Below are 24,674 nucleotides of genomic sequence, written 5' to 3' on the forward strand. Positions count from 1 at the left end.
ATAGATGCAGGAGGTAGAGCAATGCAGGAGCAATTGCCAAGAACACCCTATCAAAATTCCTGCCTTGTTATCACTGTATTTATCTGTCGCTATAAATGGTCAGTAACTTAATACGATTGATATCAGCCGGGGCTTACAGCGCTCAAAATGTTCCAGATATTAAAAACGGGCGCTATGCATTTTATCCTTTAGGCAGCATATCGGCCGTTTCGTTTAACACCGATATTTCATGCTATTTTATCAAAGGTGCTCCTCAGATTTAATTAACTCATGAATTAAATCAAAAAAGTATTATTGGATTACGGATAGAAGTAAGCGCTCTACTGTCAGTAAGGCGCTTTGAATGTCTGTAACAAAAATATTATGAGGGGGGTTAATCGGTACTATTTAGCGCATCTGTTGGTAGATTCACGCTTCACTAAGTAAGGAGTGACTACGTCATCTAATTTAATTTTTTCACTTTGTGTCGATTGGCTTTTATTGATGAGTTTTTGTACCGCTAAACATGCCATGTTTTGTACAGGTCTTCGAATAGTCGTTAGCGATGGAATGATCCGTGAAGCCAAAATATTATCATCAAAACCTGCTACTGATAGCTGTTCTGGTACTTTGATATTTAAATTACTGGCAACCCGTAATACCCCCGCCGCCATTTCGTCGTTGTTAGCAACAATGGCCGTTGGTCTTGGTTCAGTGCTTAACAACGTCATAGCGCATTCTATACCACTTTCGTAACTATTTTTGCCTTCAATAATACGATTTCCAGGCAGTTGCACATTACATTGTTGCAGTTCAGCTAAAAAGCCGGCTAAGCGTTCAATTGAAGAACGATAAACCTGCGGTCCAGAAATAAAACCAATGTCTTTATGGCCAAGTTCAACCAAGTAGCTGGCCATTTCTTTCATTGCTGCGCGTTCGTCTGAGACCACAATGTTATCAGCATCATCTAAATCTACCGATGCTAAGCGCACATAAGGACAACCTGCTTCACGAATTGCTGCAGCTAACTCTTTGTTTTCAGATACTGGCGGTAAAATAATCACGCCATCAAGTTTAGAGCGAGAGATAAATGACAGGCAATCGTCAATAAATTCAGCACTTTTAGAGTAACTAGGATGAACAACCAATTCATAGCCAAGTTCAGAGCAGACGCTTAATGCACCTCGTTGCACCTGATCAATATACAATGCATCGGGGTTATCATAAATTAAACCTAATAAGTAAGAACGACTTGATGCCAGCCCCCGTGCTTGTTTGTCAGGAGAAAAACCAACTTCGCTGATAATTTTAAGCACTCGCTCCCGCGTCGCTTCACCCACAGCGGGAGAACGGTTGATCACACGTGAAACTGTGCGCTTTGAAACACCGCACAGCTTAGCTACATCATTAATCGTTACTGACATAAAAGTTCCTATTTAGGATGATTGCAAAGTTTAACACTAACCGTAGATCCATAGAAGTAGTTAGTCAGCTCTTGTTATACATTGACTACTTTGATTTAAAAGAAAAATGGAGCTGTAGAGCTCCATCACAGATTTGTTTGATTAAGTTAACCTAAACGCTGACAAATAAATTATCCTAAGTTCAGGTTAGTTACTCGATTAAACCAAATAAACGCGGTAACGTTTCACTGATTGCCGGTACATATGTGACCAACATCAAGACTAAAAACATCACAGCATACAGCGGCATCATTGGCTTAATTATTTTATGTAACGATGTTTTCGCCACCGCACAACTGACAAACAGCACACTCCCAACTGGCGGAGACACCAAGCCAATTGATAAGTTTAATACAATCATAATACCAAATTGAATCGGCGACATACCAAATTGCTCAGCTACCGGTAAAAAGATCGGTGTAAAAATCAATACCGCAGGTGTCATATCAATAAACGCGCCAACCAAAATTAAAATCAGATTGATCAACAACAAGATTAAAATCGGATTATCACTGAGTGTTAAAAAGAACTCACTGACCAGCTGTGGAATATGTGTGTATGACAATAACCACGACATGCCCGATGACGCGGCAATGATCAGCATTACAATAGCCGTTGTTTCACAAGCTTTTAGTAATATAGCGGGCATTTCAGCTATATTGATTTCTTTGTAGATAAATACCGACAGTACTAAAGCATAAATAACGGCAATAGCGCCTGCTTCAGTTGCGGTAAATACACCGCCAATAATGCCGCCAATAACAATAAAAATAAGCAATAAGCTTGGCAAAGCTGCGAGTATTTTTTTCATCACAATGTTAAATGGCAGTCTTGCTGTTACAGGGTAATTGTTGCGAATAGAGTAAATAGCGCAAACAATCATCAACGCCAGCCCCACTAAAATTCCCGGTAAGTAGCCGGCAATAAATAATGCCGCAATCGACACCCCACCACTGGCGATGGCATAGATAATTAAAATATTACTCGGTGGTATTAACATGCCCGTAGTGGCTGCACTTGCGGTAACCGCCGCAGCAAAACTGGCACTGTAACCATGTTTTTTCATTTCTGGCACCATAAAACTACCAATCGCCGATGTGGCTGCAACGGCAGATCCTGATATTGCACCAAATAACATGCACGACATTACATTTACTAGTGCCAAGCCGCCGGGTAAAAAGCCTATCATCGCCATAGCACATTCAATCAGCCGTTTAGCAATGCCGCCTTGACCCATTATCAATCCAGACAAGATAAAAAATGGGATTGCCAATAATGCGAAACTATCAATGCCACCGGCCATTTGCTGGGCTATGGTCGTGGTGGCAGGCGTAAAATCAATGTGCATTAATAGCGCTGCTAATGTTGATAGCGCAATACACAAAGAAATAGGTACATTAATAAACAATAAAGCAAAAAAGCAAATAATTAAAACGATGGCTGTTAAGTCCATTACGCTTCCTCCGTGAATGTTTGCTGTGCATAATTGATCAGGTTTTCAATGCAATTAATCACAATCAACACCCCGCTTAGCGGTAAAACGACATACACATAACCCATGTTGATCTCAAGCGCCGCTGAGGTTTGCTTTAATTCAAAGCTCAACATCATCAATTGGCAGCCACCATAAACTAAAATACTTAATGCTGTGATCAGCACGCAGATTTCGATTAAAAATGAACACTTATACCTAAGTGACGGGATCATTTTTTGATAAAACAGATCAAGTCCTAAATGTGCTTTAGTGCGATACGCGTAAGATGCGCCCAATACCCCAATCCAAATCAGTATAAAACGCGCTAACTCTTCGGTGTATGAGCTCGGTGCACGTAAAATAAACCGTGAAAAAACTTGCCAACAAACAACGGTTACTATCGCTATCATGGCCAAAATAAGTAATCGCTCTATGATGCGATTTAAGTGTGTGTTTAGATGTCGCATTGTGTGCTCCTACATGCTTTTTATTTTTTTAATGTGATCTGCAACCGCTGTATTAGCGAACGAAGCATGAAAATCAGCCACTTTATCTTGAAACGCTTGTTTGTCTGGGTAAGTCACTTGTACGCCTTCTGCAATAACTGCTTTAAGCGCCTCATCAGATGCGTTTTGCCACAGTGAACGTTGGTACTCAACAGAGTCGGCCATCGCTTGGGTTAACCACTGTTGTTGTTCGTTGTTAAGTGAGTTCCAAACTTCTAAGCTTGCTAAAATTACATCTGGAACAAAGGTATGTTCGTCCAGCGAATAATATTTAGCGATTTCGTAATGACGAGATAAGTAATAACTTGGCGGATTATTCTCTGCGCCATCAACTACACCTTGTTGCAGTGCGGCATATAATTCGCCCCATGCAATCGGTGCTGCTGCGCCGCCTAAAGCTTGCACTGTTGCAACTGCTGTAGGGCTATTTAACACGCGAATTTTTTTACCTATTAAATCATCTGGGGTATTAATCGCGCCATTAGTGGTGTAAAAGCTGCGGCTGCCTGCATCGTAATATCCCAAACCTTTAAGCCTTGCAGTGCTTACTTTATTAAGTAGCTCGGTGCCTAAGTCACTTTTAAGTACACGCCAAAAATGTTCACTATCGCGAAACAAATACGGAATGCCAAACACTTTCATCTCAGGTACAAAGCCTTCCAGCGGGCTTGCCGATACTTTAGTGATTGATAAGCTACCTATTTGCAATAGTTCAATGAGTTCACGTTCAGACCCCAACTGACCACCTGGATAGATAACAATTTCCATTGTGCCATTTGAATAAAATGCCAAACGTTCAGCCATATATTCCATTGCTTGATGCACCACATGGCGCGTGTCTAATGTATGTGCCAAAGTTAATCGCACTGTTTTTTTGTCATCAGTGCAACTAGTTAGCAAAAATAACGACAAAACTAGCATTATCTTTATGAGAAGATTTCTATTCATTATTATTTCTTCTTATCGCTATATGATCATTAAAGAGCTGATTATCTCAGCTCGCTTGGTTGATATTTATCCATATCATCATAATCGAGGTTTTCACCAGCCATGCCCCAAATAAAACTGTAGTTTTGTGTGCCAGCACCTGAGTGAATTGACCATGGTGGCGATACCACTGCTTGCTCGTTATGTACCCAAATATGGCGAGTTTCAGTCGGCTCGCCCATAAAGTGACACACCGCTTGCTGCTCTGGCACTTCAAAATAAAAATACACTTCGTTGCGACGATCATGCTGATGAGCTGGCATGGTATTCCAGACGCTGCCTGGTTTTAATTCCGTTAGCCCCATTTGTAGTTGGCATGTTTGTACTACGGTATTGATCAGCATCTGATTAATATCGCGCTCATTGGAGGTTTCAAGCGCACCTAAATGCAATACATTGGCATCATTACGTGTCACTAACTTATTTGGATATTTGTGGTGAGCTGGTGCAGAATTAAGATAAAATTTTGCCGGATTGCCACTGTCATGACTAGTAAACAGCACCTCATTGGTATCTTTACCTAAATACAAGGCATCTTTATAGCCAAGCTGAAAATCTTCTCCATCAGCAGTCACCGTGCCGCTGCCGCCAACATTGATCACACCAAGCTCTCTACCCGTTAAAAAGTTTGCTGCTTTTAAGTTGTCTACCGTTTCTAACCTAAGCGGTGCGCTGGTTGGCACCGCACTGCCCACCATAAAACGCTCGTAGTGAGTGTATAACCAATAAATGGTGTTCTCTTGCATGAGTTTGTCGACCAAAAACTCATCTCTTAACTGTTGGGTGTCATAGCCTTTAACTTCATTTGGACCAACGGCATAACGTGACTCTATTTGTGTGCTCATAACATGCTACCTAAAATTAAAAATTATCGTGCTAACCAGCCACCATCAACCGCGAGAATATGGCCATTGACATAGTCACTGGCTGTTGATGATAAAAATATGGCTGAACCAATTAAGTCTTCTGCTTCACCCCAACGCCCCGCAGGGATACGCTTTTCAATTTCACTATTACGGGCGGCATCATCTTGTAATGCTTGGGTGTTATCGGTTCTAAAATAACCTGGCGCAATAGCATTAACCTGAATATTGTGTTGCGCCCATTCGTTTGCCAGCGCTTTGGTAAGACCCGCTACCGCATGTTTGCTCGCGGTATATGCTGGGACTGTCATACCGCCGCTGTATGACAGCATTGAGGCAATATTAATTATTTTGCCAAACCCTTGTTTGATCATGTTTGGCGCAACCGCTTGGGCCAATAAAAAACTGGCATCAAGGTTTACTTTCATAACATTCTGCCATTGCTCATACGGGTAATCCACCGCAGGGCTGCGAAATATAGTGCCGCCAACATTGACCAAAATATCAATCCCGCCATGTTCAGTTAACGCTTTGTTTGCTAATGCGTTAACTGAGTCTGCATTACTTAAATCAGCAGCATAATCAAAAGCTACACCGCTACGGTCTTTGATCATCTTACACGTTGCTTGGCAGCCATGCTCTTTACTACTACTGCAAATAACCTTTGCACCAGCAGCTGCTAAACCCAGTGCAATTTGTTGACCCAGTCCGCGGCTTGCACCGGTGACGAGTGCTGTTTTTGAAGTTAGATCAAACAAGGTGGCTGTCATTTAAAATTCCTGTATAAAGTATTTATTACGTAATTACTAACTCAATGTAAATTGAATTAACTAAACTTGTTAACACCCATTCTTCGCTACCGGTGGCAGTTTGTCAAATATTATTTGCCACCGGTGGCAAATGTGGCTAAGATGTAAAAATCAATCAGCCCATATAACGTTTATAGGTTCATATTATGCAAGCACTGAATAGAAAAAACTTTAATAAAAACAAATACCCAACAAAAATAATGCAATACGGTGAGGGGAATTTCTTGCGTGCCTTTATCGATTGGCAAATTGATAAACTCAACGAAACGAGTGATCTAAACGCCGGCGTTGCGGTGATCCGCCCTATTGATTATGACGCAATTCCTTTACTTAATGTTCAAGACGGTTTGTATACCACTATTATTCGTGGCTTAAACGAGCAAGGTGAAACAGTTGCCGATCACCGTATTATTAGTTCAATCAATGAAGAAATTCCTGTCTATAAAGATTTTCCGCGTTATATGGCATTAGCTGAGAATCCGGATCTGAAAATTATTTTTTCAAATACCACTGAAGCTGGTATTGAATATATTGATACTGATAAACTCGATAACGCACCCGCTAAAGCATTCCCAGCTAAATTAACGCAGTGGCTGTTCCATCGCTTTAATCACTTTAATGGCTCAGCTGACAGCGGCATGGTGATCATCCCTTGTGAGTTAATTGACTACAACGGCGAAAAACTCAAAGAAATAGTATTTCAATACTGCCAACTTTGGCAATTACCTGAGGCGTTTTCAACCTGGTTGAATGAAGCTAACCACTTTTGCTCAAGCTTAGTTGACCGTATTGTTACAGGCTTCCCCCGTGATGAGCATCAACAACTACAAGAATCGTTAGGTTATTTAGATAACTTTATGGTAACCGCTGAGTACTTTCACTTGTTTGTTATTCAAGGACCGCAGCATCTAGCAGAATTACTATGCTTACAAAACAGCGACCTAAATATAAAAATTGTTGATGATATTTCACCTTACAAACAACAAAAAGTCGGTATTTTAAATGGTGCTCATACGGCTTTAGTGCCACTAGCTTACATGGCGAACATTGATTCTGTGGGCGATGCGCTGGCCGATCCTTTGTTTGAAAAATACCTAACACAATTAATCTTTGCTGAAATTATTCCCACTCTTGATTTACCTGAAGATGAATTAAAGCGCTTTGCCAATGATGTACTGAACCGCTTTAGAAATCCGTATATTTGCCATTTATTACTGGCTATTTCACTCAACAGTATGACTAAATTTAAGACCCGTATTTTGCCGCAGTTGCACACCTATGTGAAAACAAATAACGCCGTACCGAATATGATGGCATTGGCTATTGCAGGGCAAATTTTGATGTATAAAGGCCTACGTAATGAGCAGCAAATTGAATTGAGCGATGCACCACAATGGCTAGAACTATTTAATACCCTGTGGCATGACTTTGATAACAACACCCTATCCTTAAACACGCTTGTTGAACAAGTACTAGGGGCACAATGGCATTGGGAAAGTGATTTAAATGAACTTCCTGAATTAACTGCCACCGTTACAGCTCACCTACGTAATATGCTCACTGAAGGTGTAGCTACTACGCTTACTAACCAGTTAGGCCAATAATATGAAACCATTAATTAAACTACACCCAACTGATGATGTTGCCATTGCAATGCGTAATATCACCGCTGGTGAAATATTGCCCGTTGATGGCGAAGAGATCTTAGTCAATGAGAACATTGATAAAGGCCATAAAGTGGCGCTGCGTGATATTAATAAACAAGAGAATGTTATTAAATACGGTGCCCCCATTGGCTTTGCCCTAGAGAATATTCAAAAAGGCGGTTGGGTGCATACCCATTGCGTTAAAACCACCCTCAATGATGAACTGGATTATCAGTATATTCCTGAGTTTATTGAGCAAAGTGAAGCGACCCCTTCGCCTGAAGTAAATATTTATCGTAGACAAAACGGTGAAATTGGCATTCGTAATGAAATCTGGCTGATCCCTACGGTAGGCTGTGTTAATGGCATGATCAACCAAATGATCAAAGAGTTTAAACTGCGTCATCCACAATTAGAAATTGATGGCATTTATGCGTTTCCTCACCAGTTTGGCTGCTCTCAGCTGGGCGATGATTTAGACACAACACGGATACTGCTACAAAACATGGCACTGCATCCAAATGCTGGTGGCGCTTTAGTCGTTGGCTTAGGCTGTGAAAATAATCAATTACCGGCATTTCGTGATGGCTTAGGGGATTACGATGAAGGCCGAATTAAGTTTTTGATCACCCAACAAGCGGATGACGAAATTGAAGAAGGCGTTGCGCTACTTGAACAAATTTATGCCCAAGTAAAACAAGATAAACGTCAACCGGGTACTTTATCTGAAGTAAAGTTTGGCCTTGAATGTGGTGGCAGCGATGGTTTGTCTGGTATCACGGCGAATCCGATGCTGGGTTATTTTTCAGATTATTTAATTGCTCAAGGTGGCACAACGGTATTAACCGAAGTACCTGAAATGTTTGGCGCTGAAACTTTATTAATGTCGCGCTGTAAAGACGAAGAGACCTTTAATAAATTGGTTAGCATGGTGAATAACTTTAAAGGTTATTACAAAGCGCATAATCAACCTATTTATGAAAATCCATCACCGGGCAATAAAAAAGGCGGTATCACCACCTTAGAAGATAAATCACTGGGTTGTACGCAAAAAGCTGGCACCAGCAAAGTACAAGCGGTATTACATTATGGCGAGCGCTTACAAGTGCCAGGGTTAAACCTCTTGGATGCGCCAGGTAACGACCCGATTGCCACCAGCGCGCTCGGTGCTGCAGGTTGTCATATGGTGTTATTTACCACTGGCCGCGGTACGCCTTATGGTGGATTTGTGCCAACGTTAAAAATTGCTACTAATTCAGAACTTGCCAATAAGAAAAAACGCTGGATAGATTTTGACGCTGGCGTTTTAATTAACGATGTCTCAATGGAGCAAGTCCACGGGGAGTTTGTTGAACTGCTAGTCAACATCGTAAACGGCCAACCAACTTGCAATGAAATAAACGACATTCGTGAAGTCGCTATTTGGAAAAAAGGAGTGACGTTATAAATGACACCTAAGTCCATCGCAATTATTGGCGAATGTATGGTTGAGCTTAGCGGCCAACCATTTACTGCTATGCAACAAAATTATGGCGGCGACAGCATGAATACCGCCATTTACTTAAAAAAACTCGCAGGCAATGAAGTAAACGTCAATTACGTCAGTGCCATGGGCACTGATCCACTAAGTCGTGCACTGATTGAAAAATGGCAAGCTCACCATATTAATACTGACAATGTGCTGCTCAGTCATAACAAACAACCGGGTTTGTATATGATTCAAAACGATGTGTCAGGGGAGCGTACTTTTCAGTATTGGCGTAGCGACTCAGCCGCTAAATATTTATTGCAACATACTGATTTTAAAAAAGTACTAACCAGCCTTGCCGAAGTTGATGCTATTTATTTATCGGGGATCTCGCTGGCAATTTTAGCAGAGCAAGATTGCCATACTTTACTCAGCCATTTAGCGTTACTAAAACAGCAAGGGATAAAAATTATTTATGATAGCAACTATCGCCCTGCATTATGGTCAAGCAAAATGCACTGCCACCTTGCCAATAATAAAGCATACGCACTAGCCGATTTAGCATTAGTGACCTTTGACGATGAAGCACAATTATGGGGAGATAGTAATGTTGCGCAATGTACCGAGCGTTTGCACCAACAAGGCGCTCACGAGGTCGTTGTAAAACTCGGCGCAGATGGCTGCCAATACAGTAAAAAACACCTTGATAATTCAATTTCAGTCGAGCTGTTTAATACTGTCGCTGTAGAAAAAGTGATCGACACTACCGCCGCAGGTGACTCATTTAACGCCGGCTTTTTAGCCCAGTGGTTAACAGAGCAACCTATAAAACAATGTGCACAAGCGGGTAATTTACTGGCCGCCCAAGTGATCCAAAAGCGTGGAGCAATTGTCGAGATAGACATTGCTACAATCAAACACACAATAAAGGCTTAGCTATTTTTTCTTGCTCTACATCAAAAACTACTAATACAGTGAGCGCTTTATTTAGCCCGCTAGAATGGTTAAATACTTAAATCGATTAGTTAAGACTCTTTAACGTCTCGACACCGAACCTGAGTGCATACCTAAGTTTACTTATTCTAAAGTAAGTGCTGTGAGACGCTTATTTTGTTTAAGTAAACTTCCTCTCATGGGTATGCACTCTAATTCCCTTACTTGCTGCTAATAATGTGATTAAACCGTTAGCTTGCCATCTGCATCAACACCTTGCTTCCAATACGCTGAGCAGACAATCTTCTCACGCGGTATTGCATATTTATCAATCGCTAAATCTTTAATGGTGCGCACAATAGCAGCTTCTAGCGCCATGAAAATCAATGGTTTTTGCGTATATTGATTCAATAGCACTGAAGCCTGATCAACCACATCTATTTGCGGCTGCATTGTAATTAACCAATTTATAGTGTGTTTGCTGTGTGCTTTGATTGTATCGAGCTCGATAACATCCTGCGCGTCAGCAACATGAATGATCACATCAACATCAGCTGTTGCAGGTAGTTGCTGTAAATACCCGTTAATAGCATTAACTGAGGTTAAATCAGCAATCATCAAATACTGCGACTGACTAAAATCATCAAGCTTTTTAGGGCCAGGGCCTGCAATTGCGAGTTTATCACCAGGCTTTGCTTGTTTAGCCCAATCAGTTGCGATACCACGATGCTGATTGACGACAAAATCAAGCGTAATTGTATGGTTAATAGTATCTATAGCTCTGATTGTATATGAGCGCTTAGGTGCAGGTTCAGCTGCTTTGAGGTCAATTTCAACCTCATCTTGTCCAGCATGTGGTAATAGTACTTTTACGTACGCACCTTGTTGATCCGCAGGAAAATCATGAAACTCATCTGAGCCAACAACCAGACGCTTTAAATGCGGGGCTATCGCTGTTGTGCTTATTACGGTTGCACGACGTACTTTTCTACTCATTTTGATCTCCTCAGAAGGTTTATTTACGTGTTTAATTGCACAACGCCCCATTGGTTGATAAAATCAACTATAGCAATTTAATTGACTTTGTCAACCATTATGGATTTATTATGAACTCTTCATTGGCCAATACATTATTTGCTTTAATGCAAAATTATCGCGTTACCATACGCGAAGCTATTAATGCAGGTGAGCTTGGGTTAAACGCAATGCATGTGCGTTGCCTACATATTATTGCAGCGACAACTCACTGCACTGCTAACGATATTGTGAATCAAACCCAGCGCGATAAAGCGCAAATTGCACGCTTAGTTAAAGAACTAATTACATTAAAGCTGATTGACAAAGATGCCAGTGAGCACGATAAGCGTTGCTTTATCTTATCGTTTACCTCTGAAGGTCATGCTCTTTATGACAAACTATTAAACGCCGAACAGCATGTTAATGAGCAAATGTGCAAAAACTTAAACTCTCAACAAATCAATGACTTTTTAGATACTGCTCAAAAAATGATTAAAAATATGCAGTGATCGCAGATCCATTACTTGGCATAAGTTAACTAAAACACATATACTGTACACTTATACAGTATATGTGTTTGGTTAATTATTTATGTTTGTTATTCCTATTTATATCGAAGCGGGCGTATGCGGGTTTGAATCACCTGCCGCTCAGTATAAAGAACTTGGTTTATCACTGGATCAGCTATTGATCAAACACCCCGATGCGACGTTTATTGGTGTGGCATCCGGCTGCTCAATGCAAGAGGTCGGTATTTTTGACGGCGATTTATTATTGGTTGATCGCGCCGAAGAAGCTAAAAATGGTGATGTCATTGTAGCTAACTTAAATGGTTTATTTGTTTGTAAATTATTAGATAAAACTAATGCACGGCTACTCTCTGCATCGGACTTATATCCCCCAGTGCAACTGACTGATAGTGATGAATTTCAATTAGAAGGTGTGGTTACTCGTTCGATTCGATTACATCGCTCTAGTGCAGAGCTGCGCCAATGTATTGCTTAGTGGATGCAGTGGCGTTTTACGCCAGCGCTGAAAAAGTATTTGATCCAGCGATCCGCTCAAAACCTGTTGTAGTATTAACCAATAACGATGGCTGCATTTGTGCGATATGTCCTATCGCGCGGCGCTTAAATATCCCTAAGTTTCAGCCCTACTTTAAAGTTAAACATTTACTGGCCAAACATAAGGTGGTTATTCGCTCATCTAATTATGAGTTGTACGCGGATCTAAGCGATAAAATGATGAATGTGATCAGCCGTTTTTGCGACACCCAACATGTATATTCGATTGATGAAGCATTTTTGCAGTTTAACGGCTTTACCCCACTCATTAATGACTGGCATCAGTATGGCCAGTTAATTCGTCGCACAGTTTGGCGCGAAACAAAACTCCCTGTTGGAGTTGGCTTTGGCCCTACACCAACCCTTGCTAAAGCCGCAAATCATGCTGCTAAAAAGCTCAACGGTTTTAATGGGATTGCAGTGATTGATAGCGAACAAGCACGACAACATATTTTAGCCGCGATGGATGTAGCTGATGTATGGGGCGTTGGCAAACGTTTAGCTAAAAAACTCAAACTACTTAACATTAACAGCGCGCTTGATTTAGCCAAACAAACACCAAAACGTATGAAACGTTTATTTAGCGTAGTGCTTGAGCGTACAGTTAATGAGCTAAATGGCATTGTGTGTTTAAATTGGGATGATGTACGCCAAGATAAGCGTGAAATTTTTTCGACCCGTAGTTTTGGTGAACGTTTAACTGATCCGGTTGCATTAAAAACAGCGTTGATCAATCACAGTATTATTGTCGCTCGCAAACTACGTCAGCAACGCTCCTTAACTAAACGCCTGTTACTATTTGTGGCAAGCTCGCCCCATGAGTCACATTACTATAAAAAATCATTAGTGTATGAGTTACCCGTATCTAGCGCAGATAGCCGTGTATTTGCTAAAGCAATTAGCGAAATATTTACGCAGCTATATCAACACAACGTCCGTTTTTATAAATGTGGTGTAGGTGCACTCGAGCTTAGTTCACAACAGTTTCAACAACCCGACCTATTTGCTCCTAGCCAAGACAACATAAAACTAATGGAGTGTTTAGATTCAATTAATAAGCGATACGGCTGCGACACGCTAACTCTGGCAAGTCAACAACAAAGCCAAGCATGGCATATGAAGCGTGCATTTTTATCGCCTCAGTACACAACGCGTTGGCAGCATTTACCGAAAATAAGTTGTGATTTATAAAAAACTCACATTATCGTTAAATTTAAAGTTGTAGTTCAAACTGACAACGAACATTACTTCTCTCTACACTGTACGCAAGCGTTGTAGGCGAAATAAAACGCAGCGTTTGGCTAGTGTCTAAATTATCTGTCTCGTTTTCACAGCGAGTATGGCGTAGTGACATGGTAATGCTTTGCGTGGTGTATTTATACTTAGTAGTGACCAAACAAAAGTTAGCGACTTTATTCGTTTGTGTGCCATGGTGTAAGTTATTAAAAATAATTTCATCACCGAGCTTAAAGCCAAGATCAGGCTCATTTGCATCAAGCCATGTTAACTGTCCACCAGCACACATTTTAGCCTCACCTGATACCAATTGATAACTACCAACCTTAGTATTGAATAAACTAATAAACTGACTCTTATTACTTGGCAGCTCAGTTTTAGCACTGACAACTGTACTTAAAAAAACCGACACTAAACACAGTAATACTTTACGATAGCGCATTAAATACCTGACATTTATTGATTTATATACTCAGCATAGCATAGCTACGGTGATTAAAATAAAAACCAGCCAGTATACTGAGTCATGGTTGGTTTTTAATATTATGTTACTGCCAATATTTAGCAAATAGTTGCGGATATGCCAACTTTAAAAATTTAGGCTTATCTTTAAAGCGCTTACCTTTGGGTTGATCAAGGCCTGAAGGAGCAAAGGGTAATTCGTCTTCATTACGCTGTTCATATAATAAACCAGCGATCAAGTCATACTCATCTAAGTAAGGATAAGGCTGCTCGTTTAAATGATAAACAGGAGTGCAATCAGCCAAAGAATCAGCATTTTCAAGCGCAGCATTAAAAGCTGCTTCACCACGAGAAATTAACCAACAACGAAATTCTGAGAAACCGTATTCATCATTGCAACCGGCCATTACAAACGCAGCACCGAATAGCTCCCAAGTATAACTTTGGCGCATACAAATGCTAAATTGCTTATCAAATTCAATGAGCTGTGCATCGCTTAAATCTGTAAGTAAACCTTTTAAACGTTCACTGACTGATTCTGGCTCTGCGGTTCTATCTGCAACGGTAACTAATTGCCAGAATTCGCTTAAAGTAAGTGCACTCATGACAAAATCTCTTTCACTCGCCCTACTTGACCATCCTCTAAGCGCACTTTAATACCATGCGGATGATTGGGTGATTTAGTCAAAAGGCGCTCAACAACACCTTGCGTTAATGTGCCGCTACGCTGATCTTGTTTTAAAACGATATTAACTTCGGTGCCTGGGGTGATTTGTGAACGAGTAGGAACTGCCATAATGGATCTCTTTTACTATTTTGTTGGATTATAGCTGTATGTCATCTTGATACCAAACTAAAGCACCGTAATCGTTGTGTTTTCACGCTCTGATAGTTAACCTGAGCTTTGCTTGTGCAATAAACAATCAGTCTGGATTTTGATTATTGATTACATTAGACACATCGATTTTCCTTAAATTTAATCAGCTAAAAACAGAACCTCTTGAGGGGTTAAGTTAATAACAGCCAGCTCTGTTACTATAATACTTTCGACTAACGCTAGCTGTTGCTTTTGTTTTGCCTGCTCAAGTGCAAGCGCATCAATAAAATAACATCTGACTTTAAGTGATGTAGCTGGTTTTTTTAAATCTATATGATGAGTTAACCAACTAAAGTCTGTTAGATGATCTTTGATCTGCTCGCATGCGCCAGTTAAAGTAGCGCGCAATAATTTATCGAGCTGCTTTTGCGTTTTAGTCATTTTTAGTGGTGTGCTCTTGGCTTAAGTCGTTCTCTGGGACTATATCTTGCTGCTGTTTAAATTCTTTGTAACCGTCTTCTTGGCGCTTTATACATTGATGGTATTCTTTATCTGCCATATGACTACATTCGCCTAAGCGAGCAGCTTGAACTTCGTGATAGCGGGCATCAGTACTACAAGCGGTTAAAAACAGAACCACGAAGGCACTTACAACCCATTTTAGCCTATTGAAAAGCATTAAAAATTCCTTACATTTTAAACTGGAAAAGTAATTCATCCGTGACGATTTTGCTGTATATTGCAAACGTTTTATATCTATAACCGTTAAGGGCTAATTATGATGTTGTCGCAGTTACAAGAGCTGTTCCAGCGTATCGATAAAAGTAAACTATTTCAATCATTTGTTATCGCCGTTATTGTCGTATCAGCGCTCACTGTTGGTGCACACACTTATTCGTTACACCCCACTGTTGAATTTGCTTTACATTGGATGGACGTTGGCATCACGGTGTTTTTCTTAATAGAACTAATTATCCGCTATGTTGCAAGTAAAGGCTTAAAAGCCTTTTTTAGCAAAGGCTGGAATATTTTTGACTTTATAATCGTTATTGGCAGTTTATACCCAGCTGCAGGTTCGACCATTTTTATAGCCCGTTTATTACGAATATTCCGTGTACTACGTTTAGTCTCTATGGTGCCAGAACTGCGTTTATTGGTTAATTCATTATTAAAAGCCATACCGCAAATGGGCTACATTGCACTATTAATGTTTGTTATTTTCTATATTTATGCCGCAACTGGTAGCATGTTATTTTCTGATATAAACCCAGTCCTATGGGGAGACGTATCAATTTCAATGTTAACTCTGTTCAGAATAGCAACCTTTGAAGATTGGACCGACGTCATGTACGAAACCATGGCTGTCTATAAGTTGAGTTGGATTTACTACCTTACCTTTATATTCTTAACCGCTTTCGTATTTTTAAACATGATGGTAGGCGCTATTTTAGAAGTTATGTCAGAGGAGCATCGCAATGCCCGCGAAGAGCAAGCCGATGTAGATTCATTGCCCGCAACCCAAGGGCAAATAAATGAGTTAAAAGCGCAAATAGCAGAACTAAAAACACTATTAAAACCCAAAAGCTAAGTATTGATAAACTAGCACCTAAGGATATAAAGGCTTAGGTGCTACCGCCATTATAATTAAGCTGCTCTGTAGTTTCCTCCCTCCTAAACCAAGCATTTATTCTTAGTAAAGGATTTAAAAACTAATAAATTATTGCTTTTAGCTATTTATCAATGGTCTAATAAAAAAATGATAAATCTACACCAACTATAATGCATTACTTAAGTCGCTACTTTTTACTATCAGATCACGTTAATTCAAACGTTCTAGTACCTAACTGGCGTATCAGTGCACTACGCATTATTTTAACCGCTGGTGTAATTTTATGTTTCTCAGTATTTTGCCATACTTTAAACGCCGCAATTGAGTTCAACTTAATATATATTATTGTGCTTGCTGCAAGCTTTTCTGTGACAATGGCCACCTTACTAATTGCTAGCCGTAAATACTTTACTTTATGTGCACATGCCCTGCTATTAAGTATTGTTGCCGCAACAATCTCAATGAATGTATTTTTAACAGACATCAACCTTGCAAAGGTAGGCTCTATGTATATGTATGCATGCCCTATTATTGCATTGATGCTGTTAGGTGTGAGGACCGCGCTAGGTTATGCAATTTTAAATATCGTGCCTTTTTACTTTATAATAAACAACGTTGATATTTCATCTCTGACTTCTATAAATACACAACTACCAAATTCAGACTGGTATATATCAGGGCTATTATTTTTATTCTTTAATATCTGTATTCCGCTCGCAGTTGCGCGAACCATTGTTGCTGCAAAACGCTTAAATCAAACCATGGCAGAATCAAATAGTCATCTAGCAGCAAAAAAAGAGCTTTATAGAACGTTTTTTACTGAATCAAGTATTGCAAAAATAATTATCGATAGTGATAACACCGTTATAGATTTTAACAGCCAAGCGAAAACGTTATTTGGTTTCAAAGCAACAGTTAAAAACAGCACCGTTAAACTCGATAAATTATTACCTAATCTAGTAATTGTAGCTAACCAACATAAGGACCAAGTATTTAAATATAAAAACACCTATAAAACTGTACATTGCCAGCAAGTTACTAACTCTAATTACTGTGTGCTGCGCTTTGATGACTGCACTGAACAACATCAAATAAAACAAAACTTATTAGCAATGGAGCAAGAAAACAAACGTTTACGTTACAGCGATGGTCAAACACACCTCCCCAATAGAGAATGGTTTGAGCTTCAGTGTGAAAGATTTGTAGCAAAGTACCAAGGCGATTTCTATATTGTGGTCACCCAGAGTGCGAATAATGAATATTTAAATCTCAAATACAGTAAAGCAGATGCAAAAGCACACTTAGTATCTGCTTATAAGCGCTTAAAAGACTCTAATGAAGCCCTCGTTCTGTGCGCTCATGTAGGTAATAATAAATTAGCATTTATAATAACTACAAGCACTACTAACGAAATAGAACATAAGCTCTTAAACGAGATTAAACATGTGGTTGATGAACCTTATATAATCCGGGGCGAAAAATACCAACAGTCATTTTTATTTGGTTTTTCCAACTTTCCAAGACAAGGAAAAAGCAGTGCTAATGTATTAAACAATGCAATTGAGGCATTAAAACTTGCTGATAATCATCGCCCTATTAATGGTTATGATGAAAAACGCTCACAAGAATTTTTAGAAAAACACGAAATATCAATGTTATTGGACGAAGCACTTCATAACGGCGAGTTAGAGTTACACTATCAACCTAAAGTAACACATGACGGCAAGTGCATTGGACTTGAAGCATTGGCACGCTGGAACAGTCAAACTCTTGGTGTTGTATCACCCGCGGTGTTTATTCCGATCGCAGAGGAATACCGTATGATCAGTCGGCTAACAGATTTAATAATTCAAAAGGTATGTGCTCAAATTGCAACTTGGAGCAAAGATGAAATCCAACTAGTGCCTGTTGCAATAAATATATCATTGCTTGATTTTGGCCAAAGCGATTTCATGTCAAAATTAGTAAAATACTTAGCGGACTTTAATGTCAAACCAAGTCAAATTGAATTAGAACTGACCGAAACATCATTAGAAGCGAACCAAGAATATTCATTGGCGTTGATGCAAAACCTACAATCATGGGGATTCACAATTTCCGTAGATGACTTTGGCGTAGGCTATTCAAATATTGCGCGCTTAGCCGAATATCCTATAAATAAGCTAAAACTTGATCGCTCGCTAATAAGCCAAGTTACAAGCTCAACAAGGCAGAAGAGCTTAGTAAAAGCAATTCACGTCATGTGTGATGAACTTGGAATAAAATGCGTATCTGAGGGAGTTGAAACACAACAACAAGTCGAAATTATGGCAAATATGGGGTGTAAAGAATTTCAAGGCTTTTATTTCTCAAAACCATTATCTGCCTCCCACTATAACGACCACATAAAACAACAAGGTTTGAATTTCAACCCCAAAAAAATACCAGAAAATTAATGCAGCACATAGAATAAAATCACTATTATAAAGCAGACAACACTCATTAGCATTGCAAAATAATGAGTTCAATTGTCAAAGAATGGCTATATGTTGATTATTCTTTATTTTAGACGCTGTTATTATTACACTTTAAATTTACCAACTAAATCAGTAAGAACGTGCGATAAGGCTTTTAATTTATCTCCATTATTACTGGTATTAGCGGCAATATCGCTAACATCATCAGCCGCATTTTTAATTTCTATAACATTGCGATTTATATCTTCAGCGACATGCTGCTGCTCTTCTGCTGCGGTTGCTATCTGCGTATTTAAGTCACTAATATTAACAATAGACGCTGTTATTTCCGTAAATTGTTGCTGTGCAGCATGGGATAGTTCAACCGTTTTATTAGTGCTGTCTAAACTGCGTTTCATTTCAGTAGTGACTTGACCAGACATGCTGCGTAGTTTATCTAATTGCGTAGCAATCTCTTCTGTGGATTCAGACGTACGTTGCGACAGTGCACGCACTTCATCTGCAACGACAGCAAAACCACGACCATGATCACCCGCTCGAGCAGCTTCTATTGCAGCATTTAAAGCAAGCAAATTAGTTTGCTCAGCAATGCCTCTTATAACGCCTAAAATCGACATGATATTTTCACTTTCAGTGTCAAGTTGCGATATATCATCCGTTGCTTTACTTATAACTTCGCTCAAAACAACCACGCTTTGAACGGTCTCGGTGATCACTGTTTGACCTATCTCTGATGCCTGTTGCGTTTGCATAGCCAGATCTGCCGCATTAGCACAACTTGAAGCTACTTCGTTGGCTGTCGCAGCCATTTGATTAATTGCGGTTGCCGCCATTTCCAATGCTTGCTGTTGTTGTGAGGTAGAACAAGTTAATTGCGATGCTTGTGTAGACGTTTGCTCTGACGTACCGCTCACATTTAGTGCACATTCGTTGATCTGTCTTACTAAATCAGCAATCAAGTTTAAGAATAGGTTAAAACTATTGGCCAGCTTAGCCGTTTCATCTTTTGTCTTAATTGTGAGTCGTCGAGTTAGATCACCACCACCTTGTGCAATTTCAGTCAGACCATCACTGACTTCAACTATAGGCGAAGAAATTACTTTTGAAATGTAACTTGCGATTAAAATGAATACAATAATTAGCACCGTACTAATAATTATAATTGTCAATGTCATGGTGTTTGCAGCGCTCATCACCTCTGACTTTTCAACTAAACCAATAAATTTCCAGCCCAACTTAGCTGAAGTATATATATTGGCAATAAAATCTTTGTTATTGATGACAATTTCAAACTGACCTTGAGTATTTGCAGCTAACTGTTTGTATTTACCATCCGCAATATCTGCCAAACGTTTAAAACGAAAATTTTCATTTTTAACATCAACAAGTACATTTCCCGTATCTTCAATCAACATTAAGTAACCGGTTTCACCCAGCTTAATATTAGCAATAATTTCTGTCAGTCCTTGCAAAGAAACATCCATTCCCTGTACACCGATAATTTGTCCATTATCTTTTATTGCTTTTACAGTAGAGACAATAACCATATCGTCAGCTGCCCAATAATAAGCACTAGTGCGAACCGTTTTACCACTTGCAGATTTACCTGTTAAATACCAAGGTCGAGATCGTGGGTCATAATTAGCATTAACTTCTCCCGCTGGCCACTGAATATAACCACCTTGTTCATTACCCATATAAATATAAGCAAGCCCAGGGTGAGTTTGGCCGAAGTGATCAAACTGTTGAAATGCGGCACGCTCAACACTGCTGCCTTGGAGATGTTTCAGCATCACTGGATTATTTGTGTCAACATGAGCTTTGACATCTTGTTTAGCAGCTAAGACCATTTGATGTGAAGCTAGATAATCAACATTTTTTTCTATTTCAGAAAAAAACATAGCAATACCATTATCTATTTGCCGTGCTTCTCTTTCGCTCATTTGCGCAAAGTTATCAAGCGCTTGGTCTCTTGTTTGCGTGATCACTAGCGCCGCAATAATAAAAAGAGGTAAGGCGATAGCTGAGGCAAAAGATAGTTTTAACTTTTTTGATATATTCATAACAGAAGGCCAAATAAATACTCTCATAAATATAGTAAGCTGTTGAGTATTCAGCAAGAAACTATCAAGCTAATTAAACCGTAACAAAACTAAAGCGAGGTAAAGACAACAATAAAAATAATGCTAATGGCGAGTTTAATTACTGCGTTTTCGAGAAAGTTAGCTATATATCAATCAAGGGTCTATAATTCAATGAGTGTTTGAGAATTTCATCCTCTTGTCCTCTTGATGTCACCCTATTGCTGAAAATAATTATAGCTGCGACTGATCCAATAGTTCATTCAGAACGTTTGACGGGTAGGAGTTACGCTAAATAACTCAGACTAATGTTTGTAAAGCTTGTTTAGGATGTATCTACTATCTGAGTAATGTATTTTATAACTAATTTTATTTTCAAATGAATTACGCTCGTTATATGGCTAACCCTGCTACTTAACTTCTCTTTCTCTTATCTAATATTTCATCGCTCTTAGAAAGCGAATACACACTGCTAATAAACAGCCTGAATACGCCTAATGGCATCTGCAAACTGGTGTGTTAATACACTAAAATGAAAAGGTTTTTCATGTTTTTCAAAAATAATGATTTGTCTAAACGTTCTATGGACCAAACTGTTATCGCAGTTATAACCATTAATGATAATAATGACGTTGTATACATCAACCATGCTGCCGAGACACTCTGGGGATATAAAGCTGAAGAAGTACTTGGTAAAAATGTTCGTATGCTAGTACCAAAAGTTCATCAAAAAAACCATGATAGTTATGTAAATCGCCACCGTGCAACTAACGAAGATCGGATTGTTGGCTCTGCCGTTGAACTGCAAATAGAGCGTAAAGATGGTTCAACAACCTGGATCAATATAACTTTATCTCAAGTAAAAATGGGCAAAAAGCTTTACTACACAGCGTTTGCCCGCGATTGCAGTAAAGAGCGTGATGAGCGCTCAATGACTGAACAAGTTCTAGAGCAAGCTCACGATGGTGTAATAACTATCGACAGTCAAAACTTGATCATTTTTGCTAATCCTGCGGCTGAGAAAATATGGGGCTATAGCCGTGAGGAAATGATCGGTCAAAATATTAAAATGTTGGTAGCACCAGAGCACCGCAGCAAACACGACAGTTACGTCAATCGTAACCGTGATACCGGGGTTAATCGGCTAATTGGTAAGCCAATAGAATTACCAATTCATACTCGCGAAAAGACTATTCGCTGGGGCTTAATTACTTTAGCTAAAGTCGTTGTCGGCGATGAGATTTTATATACTGCGTTTGTAAAAGATGTCACCGATGAAGTATCGAAACGCGAAGAAGTTGAAATGTTATCGCTAGTGGCTAATGAGACCAGTAACGCCGTTGTTATTACTAATGGACAAGGTGAAATTCTTTATGTAAATAATGGTTTTCAAACAATGACAGGTTACCAACTCGATGAAGTAAAAGGGAAAATACCTGGTAAATTCTTGCAGGGCAATGACACCGATCCCCAAACCATTGCAAATATTCGCAATAAGCTTAGCCAAAAGCAGCCCTTTTATGAAGAGATATTAAATTATAATAAACAAGGCAAACCATATTGGATTGCTATGTCAATTAATCCTGTATTTAACGAACAAGGAAAAGTACATCGTTATGTCTCTGTGCAAGCTGACATTACTGTAACTAAACAATCAGCCAAAGACTCTCTTGATCGATTAGCCCTCATTAATGGGTCGTTAATGGTTGTTGAATTTCAGCCTACAGGTGAGCTCGTGAATATGAATAAACTGTTCCTTGAAAAAGTGGGCAGTAACGAGGCAGCAAAAGTAGCAGCGAATACCATATGGCAACAACTTCAAAAGCAGCAGAGCACAACTATCAATCAAGACGAGCAACTAAGTTTGGTCGTTGAATTTACAGATAAACAACAAGTTCAACGTTCGTTCGATGCACAGGTTTGTGAATTGAAGGATTTTTCTGATCAAGTAACACGTTACGTAGTGTTTGGTGTAGATATTACTGATCGTCAAATTGCACTAAAAGAAACACATCAGGCAATGCAAGAACTCTTAAAAGTGGGTAATCAAATCGGTGACATTGTTGGCAGTATTTCTGGTATTGCAGGACAAACAAACCTACTAGCTTTGAATGCCGCTATTGAAGCTGCTCGTGCTGGTGATGCTGGCCGAGGTTTTGCCGTAGTCGCATCAGAAGTTAGAGAGCTGGCAAGTCGTTCGTCAGGATCAGCTGATCAGATCAGTGATTTAGTAGATGCAACACGGACCCGAATTGACCAATTAGCAGACTCACTTGAACGCATTAATCGTTAATTAACATCGTACTATATTTGCTGGCTATTCACGCGCAACTAAGTGTGTTTAAAAGTAAAAGGGCTGGCACATTGCCAGCCCTCCATATTAACTGTAATAAATGGCAGCTAATAAACTAATGTTTATTATCAACAATAATGCGTAGCATACGACGCAGTGGCTCTGCAGCACCCCATAATAACTGATCGCCAACGGTAAAAGCACTAATATATTTAGGTCCCATTGCTAACTTACGAATACGCCCTACAGGAATACTTAATGTACCAGTTACTTTAACTGGGGTTAAATCCGTAGCAGTGATATCACGCTCATTAGGGATAACTTTAACCCACTCATTGTGTGAGGCTAAAATCTGTTCTATTTTCTCGACGCTAATATCTTCACGTAGTTTAATGGTCATAGCTTGGCTATGACAGCGCATTGCACCAATGCGCACACATAAACCGTCAATAGGCACAGGCTGTTTAGATGAACCTAAAATTTTGTTCGCTTCAACTTGCGCTTTCCATTCTTCTTTAGATTGCCCGGATGGCATTGGCACATCAATCCATGGGATAAGACTGCCTGCTAACGGCACACCAAATTGCTCTTGCGGTAAATCGCTTGAGGCTATTTGCTGTGTGACTAGTTTATCAATTTCTAAAATAGCGGCTTGTGGATCAGCTAGCTTGTCAGCCACACTTGCATGAATAGAGCCCATTTGCGCAATGAGCTCTTTCATATTGCGAGCACCGGCACCCGATGCAGCTTGATAAGTCATTGGGCTTACCCACTCAATCAAGTCTTGCTCAAATAAACCACCCAATGCTAATAACATGAGTGACACTGTGCAGTTACCACCCACATAGGTTTTTACGCCTTGCTCAAGACCTTGTTCAATCACATCTTTATTGACCGGATCAAGTACAATAATACTGTCATCGCTCATACGCAGTGCTGATGCCGCATCAATCCAATAGCCGTCCCAACCTGCTTCACGTAATTGTGGATACACAGCTTTGGTATAATCGCCACCTTGACAGGTGATAATAATATCCATTTTTGCCAGCGATTCAAAATCCATTGCATTAAGTAATGGTTTTGCAGGACCCGCTAAATCAGGGCCAAGCTGACCGGTTTGTGAGGTGGTAAAAAAAGTGGTGTCGATATGAGCAAAATCATTTTCTTGTTGCATACGCTCTAATAACACTGAGCCAACCATGCCCCGCCATCCGACCAATCCTACTTTTTTCATTGTTTGTTCCACTGTTTGAGTCATAAGAAATACCTAATACGTTAAAAATTAAAATTCATTGCGTGAGATTTAATTTTTAGAACGAACAATCTAGCACTGTGATCGAGGCAACACCAGTGTTACTCATAGAACATAAAATTTTTTCATCTTGAGTCAATAATCATATTTCTAATAGTTATGATTATTGTGCGTCATTGTAAAAGACCGGTGTTTTTGACATCCAACTGATTCATCTGTTGCTATTTTTTTGCAATATGAAACTGACTATCTGTACATA

Annotated in this window: 23 protein-coding genes; 9 read left to right on the plus strand and 14 right to left on the minus strand. The window is 39.6% G+C overall.

Translation table 11 applies throughout. The annotated features are described in order from the left end of the window. Positions 1-383 precede the first annotated feature (383 nt). From H5182_RS06875 to H5182_RS06900, 6 genes are all read right to left on the minus strand, one after another. Positions 384-1,403: a LacI family DNA-binding transcriptional regulator gene (locus tag H5182_RS06875; RefSeq protein ID WP_145239108.1), complete on the minus strand. Its 1,020-nt coding sequence runs from the start codon at positions 1,401-1,403 to the stop codon at positions 384-386. 190 nt (positions 1,404-1,593) lie between these two features. Beyond that, the gene (locus H5182_RS06880) at positions 1,594-2,895 is read right to left on the minus strand and encodes a TRAP transporter large permease (RefSeq protein ID WP_165742666.1); all 1,302 of its coding nucleotides are present in this window, start codon (positions 2,893-2,895) and stop codon (positions 1,594-1,596) included. Next, positions 2,895-3,383 carry a TRAP transporter small permease gene (locus H5182_RS06885; RefSeq protein WP_182759772.1) on the minus strand — a complete coding sequence of 163 codons (489 nt, stop codon included), beginning with the start codon at positions 3,381-3,383 and terminating at the stop codon, positions 2,895-2,897. Before H5182_RS06885 ends, H5182_RS06880 begins: the two co-directional genes overlap by 1 nt. A gap of 9 nt (positions 3,384-3,392) precedes the next feature. Then, positions 3,393-4,370: a TRAP transporter substrate-binding protein gene (locus H5182_RS06890; RefSeq protein ID WP_257326635.1), complete on the minus strand. Its 978-nt coding sequence runs from the start codon at positions 4,368-4,370 to the stop codon at positions 3,393-3,395. A 41-nt stretch (positions 4,371-4,411) separates the two neighbouring features. After that, the gene (kduI, locus tag H5182_RS06895) at positions 4,412-5,254 is read right to left on the minus strand and encodes a 5-dehydro-4-deoxy-D-glucuronate isomerase (RefSeq protein ID WP_145239116.1); all 843 of its coding nucleotides are present in this window, start codon (positions 5,252-5,254) and stop codon (positions 4,412-4,414) included. 23 nt (positions 5,255-5,277) lie between these two features. Beyond that, on the minus strand, positions 5,278-6,042 hold the full coding sequence (locus H5182_RS06900; protein WP_182735178.1) for an SDR family oxidoreductase: 765 nt from the start codon (positions 6,040-6,042) through the stop codon (positions 5,278-5,280). 185 nt (positions 6,043-6,227) lie between these two features. On the opposite strand from H5182_RS06900, the gene H5182_RS06905 reads away from it, so the two are divergent. From H5182_RS06905 to H5182_RS06915, 3 genes are read left to right on the plus strand one after another with little or no spacing between them, the layout of a single operon-like run. Then, the gene (locus H5182_RS06905) at positions 6,228-7,685 is read left to right on the plus strand and encodes a tagaturonate reductase (RefSeq protein ID WP_182735179.1); all 1,458 of its coding nucleotides are present in this window, start codon (positions 6,228-6,230) and stop codon (positions 7,683-7,685) included. Position 7,686: 1 nt separating this feature from the next. Next, positions 7,687-9,174 carry a UxaA family hydrolase gene (locus H5182_RS06910; RefSeq protein WP_182759773.1) on the plus strand — a complete coding sequence of 496 codons (1,488 nt, stop codon included), beginning with the start codon at positions 7,687-7,689 and terminating at the stop codon, positions 9,172-9,174. After that, positions 9,175-10,131, plus strand: a complete 957-nt coding sequence (locus H5182_RS06915; protein ID WP_182731228.1) for a sugar kinase — start codon at positions 9,175-9,177, stop codon at positions 10,129-10,131. It abuts the gene before it with no gap. 240 nt (positions 10,132-10,371) lie between these two features. Here the strand turns inward: H5182_RS06915 and H5182_RS06920 are convergent, their stop codons facing one another. After that, positions 10,372-11,124, minus strand: a complete 753-nt coding sequence (locus H5182_RS06920) for a siderophore-interacting protein (RefSeq protein WP_182759774.1) — start codon at positions 11,122-11,124, stop codon at positions 10,372-10,374. 110 nt (positions 11,125-11,234) lie between these two features. On the opposite strand from H5182_RS06920, the gene H5182_RS06925 reads away from it, so the two are divergent. The 3 genes from H5182_RS06925 (at position 11,235) to H5182_RS06935 (ending at position 13,400) form a co-directional block, all read left to right on the plus strand. Next, the gene (locus tag H5182_RS06925; RefSeq protein WP_145239134.1) at positions 11,235-11,654 is read left to right on the plus strand and encodes a MarR family winged helix-turn-helix transcriptional regulator; all 420 of its coding nucleotides are present in this window, start codon (positions 11,235-11,237) and stop codon (positions 11,652-11,654) included. Positions 11,655-11,736: 82 nt separating this feature from the next. Beyond that, positions 11,737-12,150 carry a LexA family transcriptional regulator gene (locus H5182_RS06930; RefSeq protein WP_145239137.1) on the plus strand — a complete coding sequence of 138 codons (414 nt, stop codon included), beginning with the start codon at positions 11,737-11,739 and terminating at the stop codon, positions 12,148-12,150. Then, a complete protein-coding gene (locus tag H5182_RS06935) occupies positions 12,138-13,400 on the plus strand; it encodes a Y-family DNA polymerase (RefSeq protein ID WP_182759775.1) in 1,263 nt (420 codons plus the stop codon). The genes H5182_RS06930 and H5182_RS06935 overlap by 13 nt, the downstream gene beginning before the upstream one ends. A gap of 22 nt (positions 13,401-13,422) precedes the next feature. Here the strand turns inward: H5182_RS06935 and H5182_RS06940 are convergent, their stop codons facing one another. The 5 genes from H5182_RS06940 to H5182_RS06960 all read right to left on the minus strand — a co-directional run bounded on the left by H5182_RS06940 (position 13,423) and on the right by H5182_RS06960 (position 15,403). After that, positions 13,423-13,887: a hypothetical protein gene (locus tag H5182_RS06940; protein WP_182735182.1), complete on the minus strand. Its 465-nt coding sequence runs from the start codon at positions 13,885-13,887 to the stop codon at positions 13,423-13,425. A 106-nt stretch (positions 13,888-13,993) separates the two neighbouring features. Beyond that, positions 13,994-14,512: a DUF4240 domain-containing protein gene (locus tag H5182_RS06945; RefSeq protein WP_145239146.1), complete on the minus strand. Its 519-nt coding sequence runs from the start codon at positions 14,510-14,512 to the stop codon at positions 13,994-13,996. Then, positions 14,509-14,703: a YwbE family protein gene (locus tag H5182_RS06950; protein ID WP_145239148.1), complete on the minus strand. Its 195-nt coding sequence runs from the start codon at positions 14,701-14,703 to the stop codon at positions 14,509-14,511. Before H5182_RS06950 ends, H5182_RS06945 begins: the two co-directional genes overlap by 4 nt. Before the next feature lie 180 nt (positions 14,704-14,883). Next, positions 14,884-15,165, minus strand: coding sequence for a hypothetical protein (locus H5182_RS06955; RefSeq protein ID WP_145239153.1), 282 nt, complete (start codon positions 15,163-15,165; stop codon positions 14,884-14,886). After that, complete coding sequence (locus H5182_RS06960; RefSeq protein ID WP_182759776.1) at positions 15,158-15,403, minus strand: hypothetical protein; 246 nt, start codon at positions 15,401-15,403, stop codon at positions 15,158-15,160. Before H5182_RS06960 ends, H5182_RS06955 begins: the two co-directional genes overlap by 8 nt. 102 nt (positions 15,404-15,505) lie before the next feature. On the opposite strand from H5182_RS06960, the gene H5182_RS06965 reads away from it, so the two are divergent. Both H5182_RS06965 and H5182_RS06970 read left to right on the plus strand, forming a co-directional pair. Continuing rightward, positions 15,506-16,312 (plus strand): ion transporter, encoded by an 807-nt coding sequence (locus H5182_RS06965; protein WP_182731243.1) that lies wholly within the window; start codon positions 15,506-15,508, stop codon positions 16,310-16,312. A 191-nt stretch (positions 16,313-16,503) separates the two neighbouring features. Further along, a complete protein-coding gene (locus tag H5182_RS06970) occupies positions 16,504-18,768 on the plus strand; it encodes a GGDEF domain-containing phosphodiesterase (RefSeq protein ID WP_182759777.1) in 2,265 nt (754 codons plus the stop codon). A gap of 125 nt (positions 18,769-18,893) precedes the next feature. On the opposite strand, the gene H5182_RS06975 is transcribed toward H5182_RS06970, so the two are convergent. Continuing rightward, a complete protein-coding gene (locus H5182_RS06975; RefSeq protein WP_145235555.1) occupies positions 18,894-20,852 on the minus strand; it encodes a methyl-accepting chemotaxis protein in 1,959 nt (652 codons plus the stop codon). A 565-nt stretch (positions 20,853-21,417) separates the two neighbouring features. On the opposite strand from H5182_RS06975, the gene H5182_RS06980 reads away from it, so the two are divergent. After that, positions 21,418-23,163 carry a PAS domain S-box protein gene (locus H5182_RS06980; protein WP_182759778.1) on the plus strand — a complete coding sequence of 582 codons (1,746 nt, stop codon included), beginning with the start codon at positions 21,418-21,420 and terminating at the stop codon, positions 23,161-23,163. 115 nt (positions 23,164-23,278) lie between these two features. Here the strand turns inward: H5182_RS06980 and asd are convergent, their stop codons facing one another. Continuing rightward, positions 23,279-24,421: an aspartate-semialdehyde dehydrogenase gene (gene asd / locus H5182_RS06985; RefSeq protein WP_182731235.1), complete on the minus strand. Its 1,143-nt coding sequence runs from the start codon at positions 24,419-24,421 to the stop codon at positions 23,279-23,281. Positions 24,422-24,674: the final 253 nt, after the last annotated feature.

It is taken from the genome of Pseudoalteromonas sp. SG44-17, assembly GCF_014164235.1.
Classification (GTDB): Bacteria; Pseudomonadota; Gammaproteobacteria; order Enterobacterales; family Alteromonadaceae; genus Pseudoalteromonas; species Pseudoalteromonas rhizosphaerae.